The 17,044-nt window shown below is 70.7% G+C and carries 15 protein-coding genes; 1 reads left to right on the top strand and 14 read right to left on the bottom strand.

All coding sequences use genetic code 11. The annotated features are described in order from the left end of the window. Nucleotides 1–15: 15 nt before the first annotated feature. From ACGFT1_RS24605 to ACGFT1_RS24540, 14 genes are all read right to left on the bottom strand, one after another. Nucleotides 16–837 (bottom strand): HAD family hydrolase, encoded by an 822-nt coding sequence (locus ACGFT1_RS24605; RefSeq protein ID WP_373911123.1) that lies wholly within the window; start codon nucleotides 835–837, stop codon nucleotides 16–18. Beyond that, nucleotides 834–1,439 (bottom strand): NUDIX domain-containing protein, encoded by a 606-nt coding sequence (locus tag ACGFT1_RS24600; RefSeq protein WP_373911122.1) that lies wholly within the window; start codon nucleotides 1,437–1,439, stop codon nucleotides 834–836. The genes ACGFT1_RS24605 and ACGFT1_RS24600 overlap by 4 nt, the downstream gene beginning before the upstream one ends. After that, a complete protein-coding gene (locus ACGFT1_RS24595) occupies nucleotides 1,436–2,356 on the bottom strand; it encodes an NAD(P)-dependent oxidoreductase (RefSeq protein ID WP_373911121.1) in 921 nt (306 codons plus the stop codon). The genes ACGFT1_RS24600 and ACGFT1_RS24595 overlap by 4 nt, the downstream gene beginning before the upstream one ends. Then, nucleotides 2,353–3,381 carry an ROK family protein gene (locus ACGFT1_RS24590; RefSeq protein ID WP_373911120.1) on the bottom strand — a complete coding sequence of 343 codons (1,029 nt, stop codon included), beginning with the start codon at nucleotides 3,379–3,381 and terminating at the stop codon, nucleotides 2,353–2,355. The genes ACGFT1_RS24595 and ACGFT1_RS24590 overlap by 4 nt, the downstream gene beginning before the upstream one ends. After that, a complete protein-coding gene (locus tag ACGFT1_RS24585) occupies nucleotides 3,374–4,507 on the bottom strand; it encodes a sugar phosphate nucleotidyltransferase (RefSeq protein WP_373911119.1) in 1,134 nt (377 codons plus the stop codon). Before ACGFT1_RS24585 ends, ACGFT1_RS24590 begins: the two co-directional genes overlap by 8 nt. Further along, nucleotides 4,500–6,614 (bottom strand): glycosyltransferase, encoded by a 2,115-nt coding sequence (locus tag ACGFT1_RS24580; RefSeq protein ID WP_373911118.1) that lies wholly within the window; start codon nucleotides 6,612–6,614, stop codon nucleotides 4,500–4,502. The genes ACGFT1_RS24585 and ACGFT1_RS24580 overlap by 8 nt, the downstream gene beginning before the upstream one ends. Nucleotides 6,615–6,630: 16 nt before the next feature. Next, nucleotides 6,631–8,097, bottom strand: a complete 1,467-nt coding sequence (locus tag ACGFT1_RS24575; protein ID WP_373911117.1) for a hypothetical protein — start codon at nucleotides 8,095–8,097, stop codon at nucleotides 6,631–6,633. Nucleotides 8,098–8,100: 3 nt separating this feature from the next. Continuing rightward, a complete protein-coding gene (locus ACGFT1_RS24570) occupies nucleotides 8,101–8,988 on the bottom strand; it encodes an ABC transporter permease (protein ID WP_373911116.1) in 888 nt (295 codons plus the stop codon). Next, nucleotides 8,985–9,800, bottom strand: coding sequence for an ABC transporter permease (locus tag ACGFT1_RS24565; RefSeq protein ID WP_373911115.1), 816 nt, complete (start codon nucleotides 9,798–9,800; stop codon nucleotides 8,985–8,987). The genes ACGFT1_RS24570 and ACGFT1_RS24565 overlap by 4 nt, the downstream gene beginning before the upstream one ends. After that, complete coding sequence (locus ACGFT1_RS24560; protein WP_373911114.1) at nucleotides 9,797–10,819, bottom strand: ATP-binding cassette domain-containing protein; 1,023 nt, start codon at nucleotides 10,817–10,819, stop codon at nucleotides 9,797–9,799. Before ACGFT1_RS24560 ends, ACGFT1_RS24565 begins: the two co-directional genes overlap by 4 nt. After that, nucleotides 10,816–12,117, bottom strand: coding sequence for an aspartate aminotransferase family protein (locus ACGFT1_RS24555; protein ID WP_373911113.1), 1,302 nt, complete (start codon nucleotides 12,115–12,117; stop codon nucleotides 10,816–10,818). The genes ACGFT1_RS24560 and ACGFT1_RS24555 overlap by 4 nt, the downstream gene beginning before the upstream one ends. Then, a complete protein-coding gene (locus ACGFT1_RS24550) occupies nucleotides 12,114–12,551 on the bottom strand; it encodes a cupin domain-containing protein (protein WP_373911112.1) in 438 nt (145 codons plus the stop codon). Before ACGFT1_RS24550 ends, ACGFT1_RS24555 begins: the two co-directional genes overlap by 4 nt. 215 nt (nucleotides 12,552–12,766) lie before the next feature. Continuing rightward, entirely contained in the window at nucleotides 12,767–13,993 is a 1,227-nt protein-coding gene (locus tag ACGFT1_RS24545; protein ID WP_373911111.1) for a sedoheptulose 7-phosphate cyclase, read from the bottom strand. A 199-nt stretch (nucleotides 13,994–14,192) separates the two neighbouring features. Beyond that, on the bottom strand, nucleotides 14,193–15,251 hold the full coding sequence (locus tag ACGFT1_RS24540; protein WP_373911294.1) for a LacI family DNA-binding transcriptional regulator: 1,059 nt from the start codon (nucleotides 15,249–15,251) through the stop codon (nucleotides 14,193–14,195). A 322-nt stretch (nucleotides 15,252–15,573) separates the two neighbouring features. Between ACGFT1_RS24540 and ACGFT1_RS24535 the strand changes: the two genes are divergently transcribed. Beyond that, nucleotides 15,574–17,022, top strand: coding sequence for a glycogen synthase (locus ACGFT1_RS24535; RefSeq protein ID WP_373911110.1), 1,449 nt, complete (start codon nucleotides 15,574–15,576; stop codon nucleotides 17,020–17,022). Nucleotides 17,023–17,044 lie beyond the last annotated feature (22 nt).

Here is a 17,044-nt window from a genome sequence, read left to right as displayed (position 1 = left end):
CGGCTCGGCTCTCGGTCAGGGGATGGGTGGAAAAAGGCGTTCCAGGACCGCCGCGACGCCGTCCTCCTCGTTCGTCGGGGCGATCTCTGCGGCGTGGCGGCGCAGTTCCGCATGCGCGTTGCCCATGGCCACGCCGTGACCCGCCCAGGAGAGCATGGGGATGTCGTTGGGCATATCACCGAAGGCGATGGTGTCGGCGGCGCCGAATCCGAGCCTGCGGGCGGCCTCGGCCAAGCCGCCCGCCTTACTCACCCCCGCGGGCAGCAGTTCGATCATGCCCTCCCCGGAGTGGGCGACGCCGACCCGGCCCGCGCAGATCCGCTCGGCCAGCGCGGCCAGCCGGTCGTCGTCCAGCCGGCGGCTGCGGATGAGCACCTTCTCCATGGGGCGTTCCCACATGGCCGCATACTCTTCGACGAGCCGCCAGCCGTGCCGGACACGCTCCCCGAAGCCCCGGGTGACCAGGAACTCGCCGTCCAGGCCGGCGGTGACCACCGCGAACTCGAGCGGACCCGCCACCGCGGCGATGCGCTCGGCCAGTGCCCGTACCGCCGGACGATCCAAGGTCGCCGAGGACAGCAGGCGGTGGCGACCGGCGTCGTACAGTTGGGCCCCCTGGCCGCAGATCGCCAGGCCCGTGTAGTCCAGGGTCTTGAGCAGGTGACGGCAGGCCGCGGCCGGACGGCCGGTGACGACCAGGTGCCGTGCGCCGGACGCCGTTGCCCGGGCGAGGGCCGCGCGGGTGCGCGCGGAGATGGTGCGATCGCCTCGTAGCAGCGTGCCGTCCAGGTCGGTGGCGACCACTCGGAAGCGCGCCGGGCGCGCATGCGCGGTCATGGCCCGCCCACCGGACGCGCGCCGTCGTCCCGCGGATGCGGTGTCTCGCCGCTCGCCGCGTCCGGCTGGTTCTCCTCGTGAAGCCTCAGCAGGGTGTAGGCGGCGAGCGTCGCCGCGTCGGTGATCCTTCCGCTCCGCAGGAGTGCGCGCCATTCCCCCGCGTCCGCCCAGCGCTGGCGCATGTCCTCCTCGCTGGGTTCGCGCTCCGGCTCGCCCTGGGCCAGTTCTTCGGCGAGGAAGACGTGGCAGCCCTGGCTGGCGTAGCCGTAGGCGACGTGGACCCGGCCGAGATAGGTCATCCGGGCGGCCCGCAGCCCAGTCTCCTCACGCAGTTCGGCGCGGGCGAGGTCGAGCGGTGCCGCGCCCTGGTGGTCCTCGGGCCAGGAGCCCTGCGGGAACTCCCAGTAGCGGCCCTGGACCGGGTAGCGGTACTGCTCGACGAGATGCAGCCGACCGTCCTGACGGGGGATCACCAGAGCGTAGTCGGGCTTGTCGACCACCCCGTACCGGCCGGTGCTGCCGTCCGGGCGAAGGATGTCGTCTTCGCGGACACTCATCCAGGAGTTGCGGTAGACCTGGCGAGAAGCGACGGTACGGATCACCGGGCGGCCTCCAGCAGATCACGGACGCCCTCGGCGACACCCCGCACCCGCAGTCCGTGCCGGTGCAGGAAAGGCTCCAGCAGCGTGCTGGTCAGACAGGTGTTGGCGGGGCGGCTGGCATACCGTCCCCGGGCTCTGGGCGTCGGGACGACGAGGGAGCGCGGAACGCCCAGTCCGTCGGCAATCGCCTGCGCCCATCGGGCCCGGGAGACCCGGTCGGGGCCGCCCAGGTGGAGAAGTCCGGGCGTGCCCGGAGTCAGGGCGGCGGCGGTGACGGCGGCGACGTCGTCGACCAGGACCGGGGTGGTCCACTGGTCCCCCGGAGCCTCCACCGGCTGTCCTGCGCGCAGCCGGTGCGCGCAGGCGGCGAAGAAGTTCAGCCACTTGACGGACTCTGCGGGCTCCCAGCCGTACACCAGGCTGACCCGCAGCACGGTGGCGTCGGTGGTGTCGCGCACGATCCGCTCGGCGGCCAGTTTGGCCCGGCCGTAGGCGTTGACCGGGGCTGTGGGGGCGGTTTCGCCGTTGGCCGGGGAGGTGCCGTCGAAGACGTTGTCGGTGGAGATGAGAACCGTGCGGAGGCCAGGCGCGGCCTCGGCGAGCCGGGCGGCGCCCGCGGTGTGCAGCTCGCGGGCGCGCTCGGGGTTGGCCTCGCACCAGGTGGCGTCGGAGGGGCCGTGCACCAGGACCAGCCGGTCGGGCCGAACCACGTCGACGACGTGGGCGCACGCGCCGGCATCGGTGACGTCGAGCCGTATCCAGGGCGCGGACGTCCCCGCGGGCCGGTTCCGGGAGGCGAGGATGGCGGTGCCGCCGTCCGCCCTGAGGCGGCGGGCGACGGCGCGGCCCACGAAGCCGCTGCCCACGATGAGGGTGGTGGCGCCGTGCGCGGTCTCCCGAAGGGACGTGGGGGTCACGCCGCGCTCACCGCCGTTCGTCCGGCGCCGCGCGCGGCGAGCAGGCGTCCGGCGCCGACGAGACCGTGGTCGTCGTCCGGAGCACCCAGGACGACCATGCGCCGGATCTCCGCCGGGTCGAGGCCGAAGCAGCCCAGCCGCTCCAGCTCCTCGCCGAGCAGCCGGACGTAATGCGTTCCGAGGGCGAGGGCGAAACCGCCCATGAGGATGTAGCGGCGCACGCCGATCGAGGTGAACACGGCGGTGACGGCGGAGGCCAGGTGAGCCACCGCGCCGCGCAGCACGGCGGTGGCGAAACGGTCCCCGGCGCGCACCGCGGCGACGAACGCGGGGCTGTCCAGCCGCGCCGGGTCGGGAGCGGGTCGGGCGAGGGCCGACCGGGCGTAGCCGCCGGGGTCGGCCTGGGCCGCACGGCGAGCCGCGGCCAGAACGCCCCGGCCGGAGGCGATGCCGCCCAGGTGACCCCGGCCGCCGCAGTCGCACAACGGGGCGTCCGGCGCCGGATCACAGGTCCAGTGGCCCAGTTCGCCACCGTGGCCCTCGGCGTCGAGCAGTACCTCTCCCCCGCGGTACACCTTGCAGCCGATGCCCGAGCTGACGGTGATCAGGCAGAACGGCTGCTGGTCCGGGTCCGCGACATAGCGCCAGACGGCGGCCGTCAGGTCGTTGACGACGACCACGGGCACGCCCAGGCGCTCTTCGAGGAGCTGTCGCAGCGGCAGGGGCGCGCCGCCGCCTCCCCAGACGGTGGGCGCGGCCAGGACCTGGCCATCGGCGGTGACCGGTCCGGCGAAGGCGACGCCGAGCGCGGTCGAGCCGTGCCGTTCCACGGCGTCTGCGGCCAGCGCGGAGAGCTGGTCGACGACTTTGGGTTGCAGGTCGGCTGCGGGCACGCCAGGGTGCTGCGCCAGGCCGGCGGTCGGCACACGGTGGACGGCGGAGACCACGCCCGTCGCGCCGTCGTAGCGGGCGATGCGCAGGGTGGTGCCGCCAAGATCCACAACGGTGAAGACGGGTTCAGTCACGGTCCCCTCCGGCGGGCACGGCGGACGGTGCGGCGGTGTCGGCGTGTGGGTCGGGCAGGTGCTGCACGGTGCCGTTCTCCAGGACGATCGCCGAGTCGATCTCGGCTCCGGCGGGTACGGTCGCGCCGGGCAGCAGCACGCTGCGGCGCACTCGCGCGCCCGCACCGACGCGAACGCCGGGGAAGGCGACGCTGTGCTCCACCTGCCCCTCGTTGACCAGGTCGGCGGTGATCAGGCTGCGGTCGATACCCGGGGCGGCGGACACGATCTCGCGCGGCACCTCGGGCCGAATGGTGCGCGGGAGCCGCTCCGGCGGCAGGGGGGCGTTCTCCGCCAGCAGGGCCATGTGTGCCCGGTGGTAGCGGTCGACGGTGCCGATGTCCTCCCAGTGGCCTGGCACCTCGTGGCCGACGATGCGCTCGCCGCCGGCGAGCATGGCGGGGATGACGTCCCGGCTGATGTCGTGCTGCCAGTCGGTCCCGTCCAGCTTCTCCAGATAGTGGTGCAGCCGGGCCGCGTCGAAGACGCAGAAGGCGGCGAACACCAGGTCGCTCGTGGGCTCGGCGGGCTTCTCCACGAATGCGGTGAGCTGCCCGTCCGGGTCGAACTCGACCATGCCGAAGAGGTGGACGTAACGCCAGTGGATGCGTTGGTAGGCGAGGGTGAGCGCGGCGCCGGAGCGTCGGTGGGCCGCGATCAGGGGCCCGTAGTCGAAGCGGTAGACGTGGTCGGCGTGCAGCACCAGCACCTCCGAGATCCCCGCCCCGAAGAGGTACGGGGCCTTGCGGATCAGCGCGTCGGCCGTGCCCCGCTCCGGCGGTCCGGGGAGGTCGAGCGTCCGGTGCCCGGCGCCCTCACGGTACGCCCGGTCGTGCGGCCCGAAGTGCACCCGGAAGCCGGGACGCCACCAGTTGCGGTGCAGGTCGTCCATCAGTTGCCGCTCCTCGTACTGCGACAGCAGCAGCACCTCCCGCAGGCCGGATGCCTCGGCGTTGGCCAGCGAGAAGTCGATCAGCCGGCAGTAACCGCCGAAGGGCACCAGAGGCTTGAGCCGGCCGTGGCCGAGCGGGCCCATGCGGCGGCCCTCGCCGCCCGCGAGCAGCGCGGCGCGAACTCCGTCAGTCATGACGCACCACGTCCCACGCGGAGCGACCGGAGGCCAGGGTGAGCAGGAGATGCGACGCGTCCGCGGTGTCCGGGACGTCGACGGCCAGGACGCCGGGAGCCAGGCGGTCCAGCGGGCGTACGGTCACGCCTCTGCGTCCGGGTCCGGGTGGCGCGAGGCCGACCAGCTCGGCATGCCGGACGTGGGGATGCCGGTAGACGAGCCGGCCCCCCGTGACCGTGGCGCGGCCGTCGAGGCGTGCGCGCAGTTCCGGGTCCGTCTCGGCGAGGCGCGCACAGCGGGCGAAGTCGGCACGCTGCCACGCGGTCTCGAACAGGGAGCGGACGGCGGTGGTGTCCAGCGGCCGGCAGAGCGCGTAGGTGTCGACGTCCGCGAACCGGGCGGCTGCCTCGGCGATGTCCTCGCGCCGGGTGTCGTACGCATGGTCCGGCAGCAGGTCGAACCAGCCGTGCCGCAGCAGCAGGTCGACGTCCGGTTCGGGGCGTCTCCCCTCCCAGATGGCGGTGAACGCCTGCAGGTGGAGACGGGCGACGCGGTCCCAGGTGAAGGTCCGTGCGACGGCGATGGCGGTGGCCCGCAGCCGGCGGTACACCTCGGGGCGGTCGCGCAGCAGGCCGGCGGCCTGGTGAATGCGGTTGGCGAGGGCGTCGACGAGCAGCGGGTCGTCCTCGGAGAAGGACCGGTTGACGGCGAACCCGGTGGCGCGGTCGGCTTCGGGGCCGTCCACCGGATCAGCGACGTGTCCGAAGTGGGCCATGCCGAGCTGGGCCGTGGCGATCGGCACGGCACCCATGGCCATCGCCTCGCCCTGGGCTATGAGGAAGGTGTCCATCTCGAACTTGGACGGGAACAGGCAGAAGTCGGCGCTCGCCGCGTACTCGACGATCCGCCGCTCCTCGACGCGCTCGCACTCCAGGTGGACGCGGTCCTTGTGGCGCTCGAGGACCTCGCGGACGTACGGGTCGTCGATACCGCCGTCGCTGAGGCAACGCAGCACGAAGTTGGCAGCCAGGCCCTCGCCGAGCACACGGTCGACGGCTCGGAACAGCTCCGTCTGGCCCTTGTGGTTCACGGCGTACCGGGCGTTGTGGAAGAACGTGGGCAGAGCCGGGTCGAGCCCGAGCCCGCGGAGCACGGCCGTGCGGTCGACGGCGGGCGGCTCCCCGGCCGTCCAACGGTCGCCGATGGCGCACCCGCCGACGAAGCTCTTGGCCGCGTTGCGGCGCACGGTGCCGTGCACGGGCAGCCGGGTGAAGAGCTGTTCGAAGGGGGTATCGGCGAAGTCGGTGTAGAAGGCGAGGTGACCGGGTGAGAGGAAGTCGACCAGGTCGGCGTGGTCGGCCACCAGATCGTAGACGCGGATGTGTCCGGGCCCGTACTCGTAGTGCAGGTGGGTCCTCTGCTGGTAGGCGCTCATGATGGCGTCGTGCGCCGTGCTCGCCCGGTCGGGGGCCTCGTCCTCGGGCGGCAGCGGGACGCGGACGCCGAGGAAGTCGAGGAGGCGCTCGACCTTGGGCCGGTACACCTTCTTGGTGATCGGCATGTTGCTCTGCACGGTGCCGACCACGAGCTTGGACGGATCGTCGCGGAAGGCCGCCGGCATCAGATAGTGGTAGTACGGCTCGTGCGCGTGGAGGAGGGCCTTCTCCTTTTCGAACCGGCTGCGCACGAACCGGATGGTGTCCACCTGGTACGCGAGCGGTTTGAAGAAGACCAGGTCACGGCCCTTGCTGTCGTACGGCGGGTAGAACCGGTCGGGCAGCTGGTCGAGAAGCTCGTTGGACAGGAAGTACAGGTCGACGCCGTCCAGGCGCAGCAGGTGCGCGGTGGTGGTCAGCGGGATGTGCGCTTCGGCCCCGTAGCGGTCGCCCCAGACGTCGGGGTCGAGGACGAGGGGGAGTTCGTAGCTGTCCTTGTAGTCGAGACGCTCCAGGTCGTAGGAGGACCGCAGATCGTCGAGGCGACCGTGGGCCGGGGTGACGACGCTGACCCGGTGGCCCTGGGCGGTGAGCGCCTTGGAGAGGTTCCAGAGGTAGACCGAGATGCCGCCCTGGAGGAAGCGGTGGTCGAAGCCTCCGCACTCGAAGTACGTCTCGATGATGTGCACGGGTGGTGTCCGTCCTTCACCCGGCCGCCGGGAGACCGCTGGCCTCCACGGCGTGCCGCAGGTTGATCGCCGCGTGGTAGGCGCGGTCGTGGGCGTACGCGTAGTCCAGTTCGTGGATCAGCCGGCGCAGCCGGAACAGCCGCCACGCGGGATGGCCAGCCAGGTCCGGGCCGAAGCCGGTGAGCAGGCTGCCCGCGCGGGCGGCCCAGTCCCGGGCGGCCGAGCGCAGCTGCTCCAGCTCGGCAAGCTTGCGCGGGCTCCAGGCAGGGCTGTCGGGCCGGACACCGGCGGCCTGGAACAGGGCTGTGCGGCACGTGTCCTCGGGGTCCATGCCGAGACGGTCGGCAGCCTCGTCGGCGAACTCGTCCGCGGTGAAGATCTCCAGGCCACGTCTGAGGGCGGCCAGGTCCTGCCAGGGTGACTGGGCGGTGGCCGGGTCGGCCGGGTCCGGCACCGGGGTGGATAGGTCGATCACGCACAACTCCCATGTGCCGTCGCCGCGTTCGCGGCGCAGAACATGCGAGAGGTGCAGATCTCCGTGACAGGGTCCGACCGGCCACGGCTGTCCCGCCGGCAGAGCGGCGATCTTGGGTACCTCACCAGCCAGACCGGTGGCCGCGGCCTCCCGTACGGCGGCGGGTATGCGCACATCCGCGAGGATCAGCGGGGTGAGTCCGGCCAGCTTCTCCACGGCCTCGGTCAGACAGGCCGTGACGGGGAACTCGGGGTGCGGGCCGAGCCGTTCGGCGAGGTCCTGGTGAAAGGCCTGCAGGAAGCGGCCCGTGGCGCGCAACGGTTCGGTCAGCCCGTGCAGGGACTGCGCGACGGCGCTGCCGGTGTCGGCACCCGAACGCAGCCGGGCCCACAGATCTCGTATGCCGGCGCGCAACGGTACGTTGAGCCCTTCCCCTTCCGCATAGCGGTAGAGCACGCCGAGCGGATCGCGCCGTCCGGTGACGGTGTCGACGTAGGCGTACTCGCCCACGGGTTGCTGGGTGCGGCCGCTGTCCGCCATCAGGCGCAACAGCTCGGGTTCTCGGGTGCCGGTGCCGATCCTCCGGTAGGTCTTGTGGGCGTGCGCTGTGCCGCCCAGGTCGAGAAGCGACACCGCGTTGGAGCACCAGCCCGGGTCGAACGGCAGCCGGTCGCGGTACGGCGCGGGTCGGCCACGGAACTCGACGACATTGCCGCGGCGGGTAGGCAGCCGCAGGCCCTCGCGAAGCGCGGTGACCACCTGCCGGTCGAATGCGGCGGTGTCGACGGCACTGCGGCCGGGGTCGGCGTCGAGGACAGGGACGAACCAGCGAGCGCTCCCGGGGCCGGGCCGGCCGGTGCCGACGATGAGCAGCCGGACATCGCCGAGGACGGCTTCGTCGAGGAGGTGGAAGCGCCCGGTGCCGCGTCCGGCCTCGTCCATCCAGGGGGCGGCCCGCAGCAGTTCGACCGTGCCGGGCGGGGGGCTGCCGAGCAGCAAGGTGTCCAAGATTCAGCTCCCGGTCATCTCGTAGCGGTCGACGCCCCGGTGCCAGACGAGCAGGGCGAGCGTGACCGATGCCGCGGTCACCACGAACAGCCACGGCAGCATGTGGGTACTCCCGAAGACCAGGTAGGTCGTGGGGACGTAGGCGGTGAAGGCGTACGGCAGCAGCCAGGTGAGCAGCCACTGCAGGGAGGGGTGGTAGAGGTCCAGGGGATAGCCGGAGAACTCACCGAGCTGGTTGGCCGCGTAGAGGGCGGGGAAGCTGTTGGTGGTCCAGAACGCCAGTGACGCGAACAGCGTCTTGATCGAGGCGAGGATCAGCGTGCCGCACAGCACCAGCAACGGCGCGAGGAGCAGCTGGCCGGTGCTCGGGCCGTGTTCCAGGTGTGCGGCGGCGTACCAGGTCAGGGCGGCGCCGGTGAGCAGTTCCCCGAAGCCGTCCGGGTAGAGGAAACGCTCGGACAGCAGCGAGAACAGCGGATGCACGGGCCGGATGAGATAGCGGTAGAACTCGCCGTTCTGCACCAGCTTGCGGGCCAGGATCCACAGCTGGTCGGTGAACATGCGGTCCAGTCCACGCGGCATCAGGGAGAAGCCCAGCAGGAACAGCACCTGGTGGTATTGCCAGCCCGCGATCACGGGGACCTGCCGGAAGACGGTTCCGATCACGGTGATCTGGCAGATCACCCGCAGCAGCAGTCCGCCCGCGCCGAGCAGGAAGTCCATGCGGTACTCGGTCAGCCGGTGCACGCTGACGGCGCTCAGCTGCCAGGTGAGCCGGGTGTAGCGGGTCAGCGTGGACAGCGCCCCGGTGCGCGGACTCCGGGAAGCGAGCGGGGCCTGTACGGGAACCGCCGGGCCGCGGGAAGGGGGTGTGGTGCCGGACCGTGTCATCCGCCGAGCACCTCCACCCGGCGAACGGCCCTGTTCCAGGCGAGCGCGGCCAGTGCGCTGAGCACCACGGCCCACAGGATCTGGACGGCCAGAATCCCGACGGCGTCGAGCGGGCTGTCGTAGCGACCGAGCAGCAGCCGCAGCGGGCTGTCGACCATGCCCTGGAAGGGCAGGACACGGGCGAGCGCGGCGAGCGGCCCGGGGAGCAGGGCCAGCGGCACGACCTGCCCCGCGAAGAACGCCACGACGCTGTCCTTCACAATCCGGACGCCCCAGGTGTTGGTGGTGACGAATCCGGCGAGCCCGACCACCAGGTTCACTGCGAACCCGATGACCAGGGACAGCGCAGCCGAGCAGCCGAACATCACGGCTTCGATCCAGCTCGGCTTGGCGAGCGGCATCAGCAGCGCGTACGCCAGGACGACGGGCACGGCGACCAGGGTGGCGTTGGTGAGCGAGACCGGCAGCCCCGCCGCGAACCGCGTGAGCGGGTAGCTGACCGGGCGCAGCAGGGACACGGCGATGTCCCCGCGCTGCACTTCTCCGGAGACCTCCTCGTCGACGCGGTTGGCCTGCATCAGGCCGAGCACCTGGGCCAGCAGCACATAGGTGGTGAGCTGGGGCAGGTCGTAGCCACCAGGCAGGCCGCCGGCGCTCCCCGCGTAGACGGCCCGCCACAGGAAGACCTGGACTCCCGCCAGGCTCGCTGCGGTGAGAGCGCTGATCAGGAACATGGAGCGGTACTGGAGCAGGCCCTGCAGGGAGGCCGTGGCGAACGGCGTGTAGCGGCGCGTGGAGAAGGGGACCGTCATGCCACGGTCTCCGGCCTCTTGGCGGGCTGCCCGGTGTAGATGCGGCGCAGCACCATCTCCAGGTCGGGTTCGGGGGCCACGCAGTCCACGACGTCGAAACGCTCCAGGAGAAAGCCCATGACCTGGCGGGCCGACCAGCGGGCGACCGGGTACTCGATGCGGATCCGCCCGCCGTGCACGACCCGGGCCGAGGCGCCCGCGAGATGCGTCTCGATCAGCGCGACCGCCGCGTCGGGACCGGTGCCGGTTTCGCGGTGCTCGAAGACCACGGCGCGGGTGTCGGCGGTGGCCCGCAACTCTTCCATACTGCCGCGGTGCACCACCTCGCCCTCGTTGACGACGAGCACCCGGTCGCAGATGGCGCTGATGTCCCCGATGTCGTGGCTGGTGAGCAGCACGGTGGTGCCGAGTTCGGCGTTGATGTGGTTGATGAGTTCGCGCACGGCCTCCTTCAGCACGAGGTCGAGGCCGACCGTGGGCTCGTCGAGGAAGATCACCTTGGGGTCGTGCACCAGGCAGGCCGCGACTTCGGCGCGCATCCGCTGGCCCAGGCTCAGCTGCCGTACCGGGGTGTTGCCCAGGGCTTCGAGGTCGAGCAGGTCGCGGTAGAGGGCCATGTTGCGCCGGTAGACGGCGTCGGGGATGTCGTGGATGCGGCGCAGGATCCGGAAGGAGTCGAGCACCGGCAGGTCCCACCACAGCTGGCTGCGCTGCCCGAACACGACCCCGATGTTGGCGGCGTTGCGCCGTCGTTCCCGATACGGCTCCAGGCCCGCGACCAGGGCACGGCCCGAGGTGGGGGTCATGATCCCGGTGAGCATCTTGACGGTGGTGGACTTCCCGGCGCCGTTGGCGCCGATGTAGGCGGCCTTGACCCCGGCCGGGATCTCGAAGCAGACGTCGGAGACCGCTCGCACCAGCCGGTACTCGCGGCTGAACAGCGTGCTCAGGCTGCCCAGCAGTCCCGGCCGACGTTCGGTGACCCTGAATTCCTTGACAAGGTTTTCCGCGACGATCACCGCTGCGCTCCCGTGACGTGTTCCAGGGCGCGGCCGAGAAGGGCGACGCCTTCCGACAGCAAGGTGCGGTCGATGGTGAACGGAGGGGCGAGCCGAATGATGTGGCCGCCGATGGAGGTGCGCAGGCCGAGGTCGAGTGCCGCCAGATAGACGGCGCGGGCCACATCGGGCGCGGGTTCCCGGGAGTCGCGGTCGCGCACGAACTCCAGCCCGTACAGCAGGCCTATGCCGCGTACGTCGCCCAGCACCTCGAACTTCTCCTGCAGTTCGGCGAGGCGCTCGTCCAGCAGCGCGCCCAGGGCGTCGACGCGCTCGATGAGCGTGTCACGCCGTACGATGGTCAGGGTGGCCTTGGCCGCCGCGATGCTGAGCGGGTTGCCCGCGTAGGTGGAGGCGCTGGACCCGGCGCGGGCCGCGTGCGGGTGGCGTAGCACGCCGGAGCGTCCGGCCAGCACGGCGAACGGAAAGCCCGAGGCCATGCCCTTGGAGAGGGTCACCAGATCCGGCTCGATGCCGAAGCGCTCGCTGGCCAGGAAGGTGCCGGTTCGGCCGCCGCCGGTGAGGACCTCGTCGGCCACCAGGAGCACGCCGTTCTCGCGGCAGCTGTCGGCAATCTGCTCCCAGTAGCCGGGCGGTGGCACGATGACCCCGGCGGCGCCGAGCACCGGTTCGAAGACGAGTGCGGACACATTGGCCTTCTCGGCAATGTGCCGGCGGACCAGGGCGGCGCAGCGCACCCCGCAAGACGGGTATTCGAGTTCGAGCGGGCAGCGGTAGCAGTAGGGCGCGTAGCCGAGCACGCTGTTGCCGGCGAAGGCCTGGTTGCCGATGTCCCAGTGGACGAGCATCCGGGCGCCCAGGGTCTTGCCATGAAAGCCGTGGCGCAGGGCACCGATACGGTTGCGGCCGGGCTCGGCGACGGCCTGGACAGCCCGCAGCGCCGCCTCGACGACCTCCGCGCCGGTGGAGAAGAACGCGTAGGTGTCCAGCTGCTCCGGCAGCAGGTCGGCGAGCAGGTCGCACAGAGCGGCGCGGTCGGCGGTGGCGAAGTCGTGCACGTTCCACAGCCGCCCGGCCTGTTCGGTGAGCGCGGCCACGACCTCGGGATGGCAGTGGCCGAGCGACTGGGTGAGGGTACCCGCCGCCAGGTCGATGTACTGATTGCCGTCGAGGTCCGTGAGGACGGCGCCTTTCCCCTCCACGAAGACCCGACGGCCCAGCGCGGACTCCTCCGAGGCGCCGGGAGCCAGCCGGCCGGCCTCTTGGGCCAGCAGCTCCCGTTGGCGCGGGCCGGTCATCGGCCGTCACCCAGCGGGCCGACCTCGAAGACCAGCAGTCGCAGCAGGCCCTCGGAGTCATTGGTGAGCCCGTGCTCGCCGTAGGGGCGGTTGGGAATCACGTCCCCCTCCCGCACCTCGAACACCTCGCCGTCCAGGGTCATCCGGCCTCGCCCGGCAAGGATCACGTACGTCTCCCGGTCGTCGGCGTGGCGATGCCGGCCGATGGAGGTGCCGGGCGGTAGCTCGACCAGGTCCACGAAGGCGATCGGTGCCGGGGTGTCCTCCCTGTGGTACGCCCGGTGGACGAGGATCGTGCCCTCACCGCCGTGGTCGCTGGAAACCTGCCGCAGCAGCCCGTTGTACAGATTGCTCACCCGGGTGCGGGCGGAGCCGGGAGAGGAGGTGTCACGGTCGAGGTGCGTCGGTGCCGGCTCCGGGTGGACAGGATTCATCGGGGTTCGGCTCCCATCGGCGTGCGGGTCTGGGGATGGCGAGGCCAGCCGCGCGCCATGCGGCGTGGCCGCGGGGCAAAGGGCGTGCGGCGTGGGGCGTCAGGCACGGACGGAGAACCGCGTGCTGGGGGCGGGCGGGCAGAATGTACGAGCGCGGTGTGGGGGGCCAGGCCCGCATCGGGCCGGTCCGGCACGAGCCGGCAGAACGGTCGTGGCTAGCGGGCCGCCAGGAGTGGATCGGGCAACAGCGCGGCGCGGTCCGCGAGTCGCCGCAGCGCCTCCTCCAGGGCCGCGGGCGGGATGTCGTCGAGGTCGTTCACGAAGACTGCCGATCCGATGCCGTTGGGCACGACGAGGTACAGCTGGCGTCCGCGGCGCTCCCAGGAGGCCTTGAGGGCCCGGTGCATCAGTTCCGGGGTGCAGGTGGCGGTGTCGTGGACAGGCAGGTTCAGAGCGACGAGCAAGCGGATGATGCGCTCGCAGCCGGCCTCCTCGATCAGGCCGAGAACACAAGCGAGTTGACTGGACAGGGCCATGTCGATCGCCACGGACTCGCCGTGTGCGATCCGGTATCCGCTGGCCGTCTCTATCAACGGGCCGAAGGTGTGCCCGAAGTCGACCAGTCGGGCCAGGTCGCGCTCGCGGAGGTTGGGGCAGAGTTCCTCCATCATCAGGGCCATGGAGGTGCGCAGCACATAATCCTCGACACCTCGCTTCCCGAGCCCGGCCTTCGACAGCCAGGACGGAGCCTCGTACGACCGCTGGAAGATCTCCGGGCACTCCTCCAGCACCCGGAAGAGTGCGGCGTCCTTGATGATGGCCATCTTCGCTATCTCACCGAGTCCGCAGCGTATGTGACGCTCCGACAGCGTTCTGAGAAAGCTCGGGTCGTTCAGGGAGGCGTGTGCCGGGTGGTAGGCGCCCAGCATGTTCTTGGTACCCAGGGCATTCACGCCCGTCTTGACCCCGACGCCCACGTCGACCTGGCCGACGAGCGTGGTGTTGACCTTGATGTAGTCGACGCCCCGGCAGTACATGGCCGCGGCGAAGCCCACCAGATCGCAGGTGACGCCGCCTCCTACGGCCAGCATCACACCGCGCCGATCGAGCCCTGCCAGCTTGGCGTGGGCGCAGATCTTCTCGACCGAGTCCATGGTCTTGCTGTCCTCGCCGCCCTCCAGGACCACCACGCTCCAACTGTCCGGGACGAGCCGGGCGGCCAGATAGGCACGTAGCCGCGGCCCGTACAGCCGATCGACGGTCGGCCCGACGAAGGCGACGACCCGACGGTCCGCGCAGTACTCCGCCAGCAACGGGTTCCCGGGGGCGAGGACGTCGCTGGTCAGGTCGACACGGTACGACGTTCCTCCCGGCGCGTGGAGCGAGAAGCCACTGTCGTCCCCTATGACCCCGGGCTCGACGACGGATGCCTGCACCGTCACGACACTCCTTGGATAGGCCGGTTGGGCAACCGGGCTGGCCGTCAGTTGTGATCAACGGGCTGAGTTAAACAGTGCGGGGCGGGATGCTGCAAGAGAGTCGGGTTTACTGAATCTCCTTGCAAGCATCCGTCTCAGCATGCCCCGGACCAGCGTCTCCGCCTTGAAAGAACCTGACAGGGCCGGGCCGGACCGCCCCCTGTCAGGCACCTCGCTCCTGTGCCGACGCGGCTTCGGGCGTCGGACAGCGGGCCGAGGTGGACCCGCGCACGATGAGCTCCGGCATGAGCAGGAACCCATCGTTGTGCGTCCCGTTGGTCCCGCCGTCCGAGAGCAGTGTGGCCACGGCAGCCATGGCGATCGCCCCGACCGGTTGGCGCACCGCGGTGAGCGGCGGCTTGATGAACTCCATGAACTGCGAGTCGGTGAACGTGACCACCGAGACGTGCTCGGGCACCGAGAGTCCGCGCTCGCGCAGTGCCTGCATGATGCCGAGGGCCGTCAGGTCGCTGTCGCACAGAACTCCTGTGCAGCCGTCTTCCAGGAGCGTACCCACCATCACCCGGCCGCCCGCCACTGTGGGCAGCGTGTGATAGACGCGATGCGCTTCTGCCACCGCGTCAGGACTGCGTACCTCTTCCAACGCGTCGAGGAATCCGTCGATACTGCTGGCGGGCGAGAGGGGATGCCGGCTGTTTCCGACGACCATCCCGATGCGGACGTGCCCGAGTTCGTTGAGATGCCGGGTAGCCATCCGCACGGCCGCACGATTGTCGACGGAGATGGAGGGAGCGTTGCCCAACGTGTCCTGGCCGTTGACGAACACGTAGGGAAGTCCCTGTCCCTTCAGCTCGGCGAGGGTGTCCTCGGAGAACACAGTGGTGTCGGGCCAGCCGGACACGAACACCGCGCCTGCCGCGCCGTGCTCAATGAGCAGGTCGAACGACTCGTGCGCCAAGGCAGCGTCGGACGGCTGGACGTAAACGGCTGGCACATAGCCGTACCGGCGGACCGCCTGTTCGAGCTCCTGGACCAGAGCGGCGACGACCGGCATGCTCGTCAGCTCCGTGGTGACGAGCGCGATGATCCGCGACGTATCGCGCACCGAGCGATCGGTTTCCGCTCCTGCCTCATGCAGTGCGTCGAGCACGGCCTGCCGCATCTTGTGGGAGACACCTTGCCTGTCGTTGAGAACGCGGGACACGCTCGCTTCGCTCACCCCCGCCTTCCTCGCTATGTCCGCCAGCCGCACCCGAGCCATCGACTCCACTCCCACGCTCAGTAACCACCGCAGTACATCCTGGCCAAAGGCTTGTTCGTTTGGAAGTGTTCGCCTAAGTGGCCACCGCCCCACGCTCTCACGCCCGTTCGCCGCGCCCCCTGGACGGTGGCCGCCGGCGACGCCGTGTTGCCGCCGCCCGTAGCACACGGTTCCGGTCCGGCATCTTTCAGCAGGAACGCCCCGGTGAAATGGCCCCGCAAGTGCGCTGAAAGGTCGTCCATGGATATTGGAGACCTCGTTGAGCCAATTGCGTCGGCCCCCGTTTCCCGTGACGGCGCCCGGTCTTTCGGAGCAGACATCCATGAAGTGTCTCTACATCACTCAGGAATACGCCCCGCTCTTCTCCGAAGGCGGGCTGGGGCTGTCGAGCGCGGCCCTACCGGCCGCCCTCGACGGTGGTCACGGCACACACCACGATCTGGTTCTGCCCTACTATCCACGCCTGGTGGACCGCCTGGCGCTGCGGACCGAGGAGGTCTGCGTTCTTCCCGAACGCCGGGTGACGGGCATCCGGGCCGGCGCGACAGTCCACCGGCTCCTGGACCACCAGCACAGCGGCGACATCTTCTTGATACGCGCGGACGCCTGGTACGACCGGCCGGGGATGTACCGGGACGAGCAGTACCGCCCCTTCGCGGACGAGGCCGCGCGAGGCGCCTTCTTCGGCTGGTGCGTGGCGGAGTGGGCGGCCGTGGAACAGCGGGGCTACGACCTCGTGCACGGCAACGACTGGCAGTCCGGGGCGGCATTGGCCCACTTTCGCGACCGCTTTCCCGACCTGCCGCAGATCCTGACGATTCACAATGGCCTGTACTCAGGTGACCTGCGAACCGAAGAGCTGGACGCCCTCGGTCTGCCTGCGAGCGCTCTGCGGATGCTGCGGGAGCACGCCGACGGGCGGCCCAGTCTGCTGCTCGCCGCGCTCCTCGCGGCCGACACCGTGGTGACCTGCAGCACGGGCTATGTCGACGACCTGCTCCGGGAGACGAGGGGTACGGCGGTCGGAGCCGCTCTGGAGCGGGCGCGCCCGACCGGCATCGTCTTCGGTGTCGATGCCGGGCTGTGGGATCCGGCCGCCGCCGACCGGCCGACCTATCCCTACGACGCATCGACCGTGCAGTTGGGCAAGCAGCTGAACAAGCAGGAACTGCAGAAGACACTGGAGCTTCACGCGGACGAGCACGTGCCGGTGATCGGAGTGTGCTCGCGGCTCGTGCACGAGAAGGGCAGCGACCTGCTGCTGGAAGCACTGGAGCCGATGCTGCGCGGGCAGACGGCACAGCTCGTGCTCATGGGTCCCGCCGACGGCCACCTCAAGGAGACGCTGGGTGCGCTGCGCGCGGACGTCCCCGAGTTCCTCGCCTATGTGCCGCGGTTCGACCAGGACATCGCCTGGCTCACCTACGCCGGTGCCGACCTCACCGTGATGCCCTCGCGGGTGGAGCCCTGCGGCCTCAACCAGCTTATCGCCTACCGCTACGGCACCCTTCCAGTGGCCAGCCCGGTCGGCGGGCTCCGCGACACCGTGGTCGACGTACGCGTGGATCCGGTCGACGGAAGCGGCTTCCTGATCCCGGAGCACAGCGTCCAGGCCGTGCGCAGCACCGTCGGCGAGGCACTCGCCTGGCTGGAGCGACCCGACGTGCCTGCGGCGGTCCGCACCCGTGTGATGCGCCAGGACTGGTCGTGGGCGAGAACGGCCAGGCAGTACGCGCAGGTCTACGCCCGTCTCGGCGGGCGGGCCGCGTGATGCCGGCCGGGCGGACCACCGT

The sequence above is a fragment of the Streptomyces sp. Y20 genome, assembly GCF_043195475.1.
In the GTDB taxonomy this organism is placed as follows: Bacteria; Actinomycetota; Actinomycetes; order Streptomycetales; family Streptomycetaceae; genus Streptomyces.
This window is presented reverse-complemented; position numbering and strand designations above follow the sequence as displayed.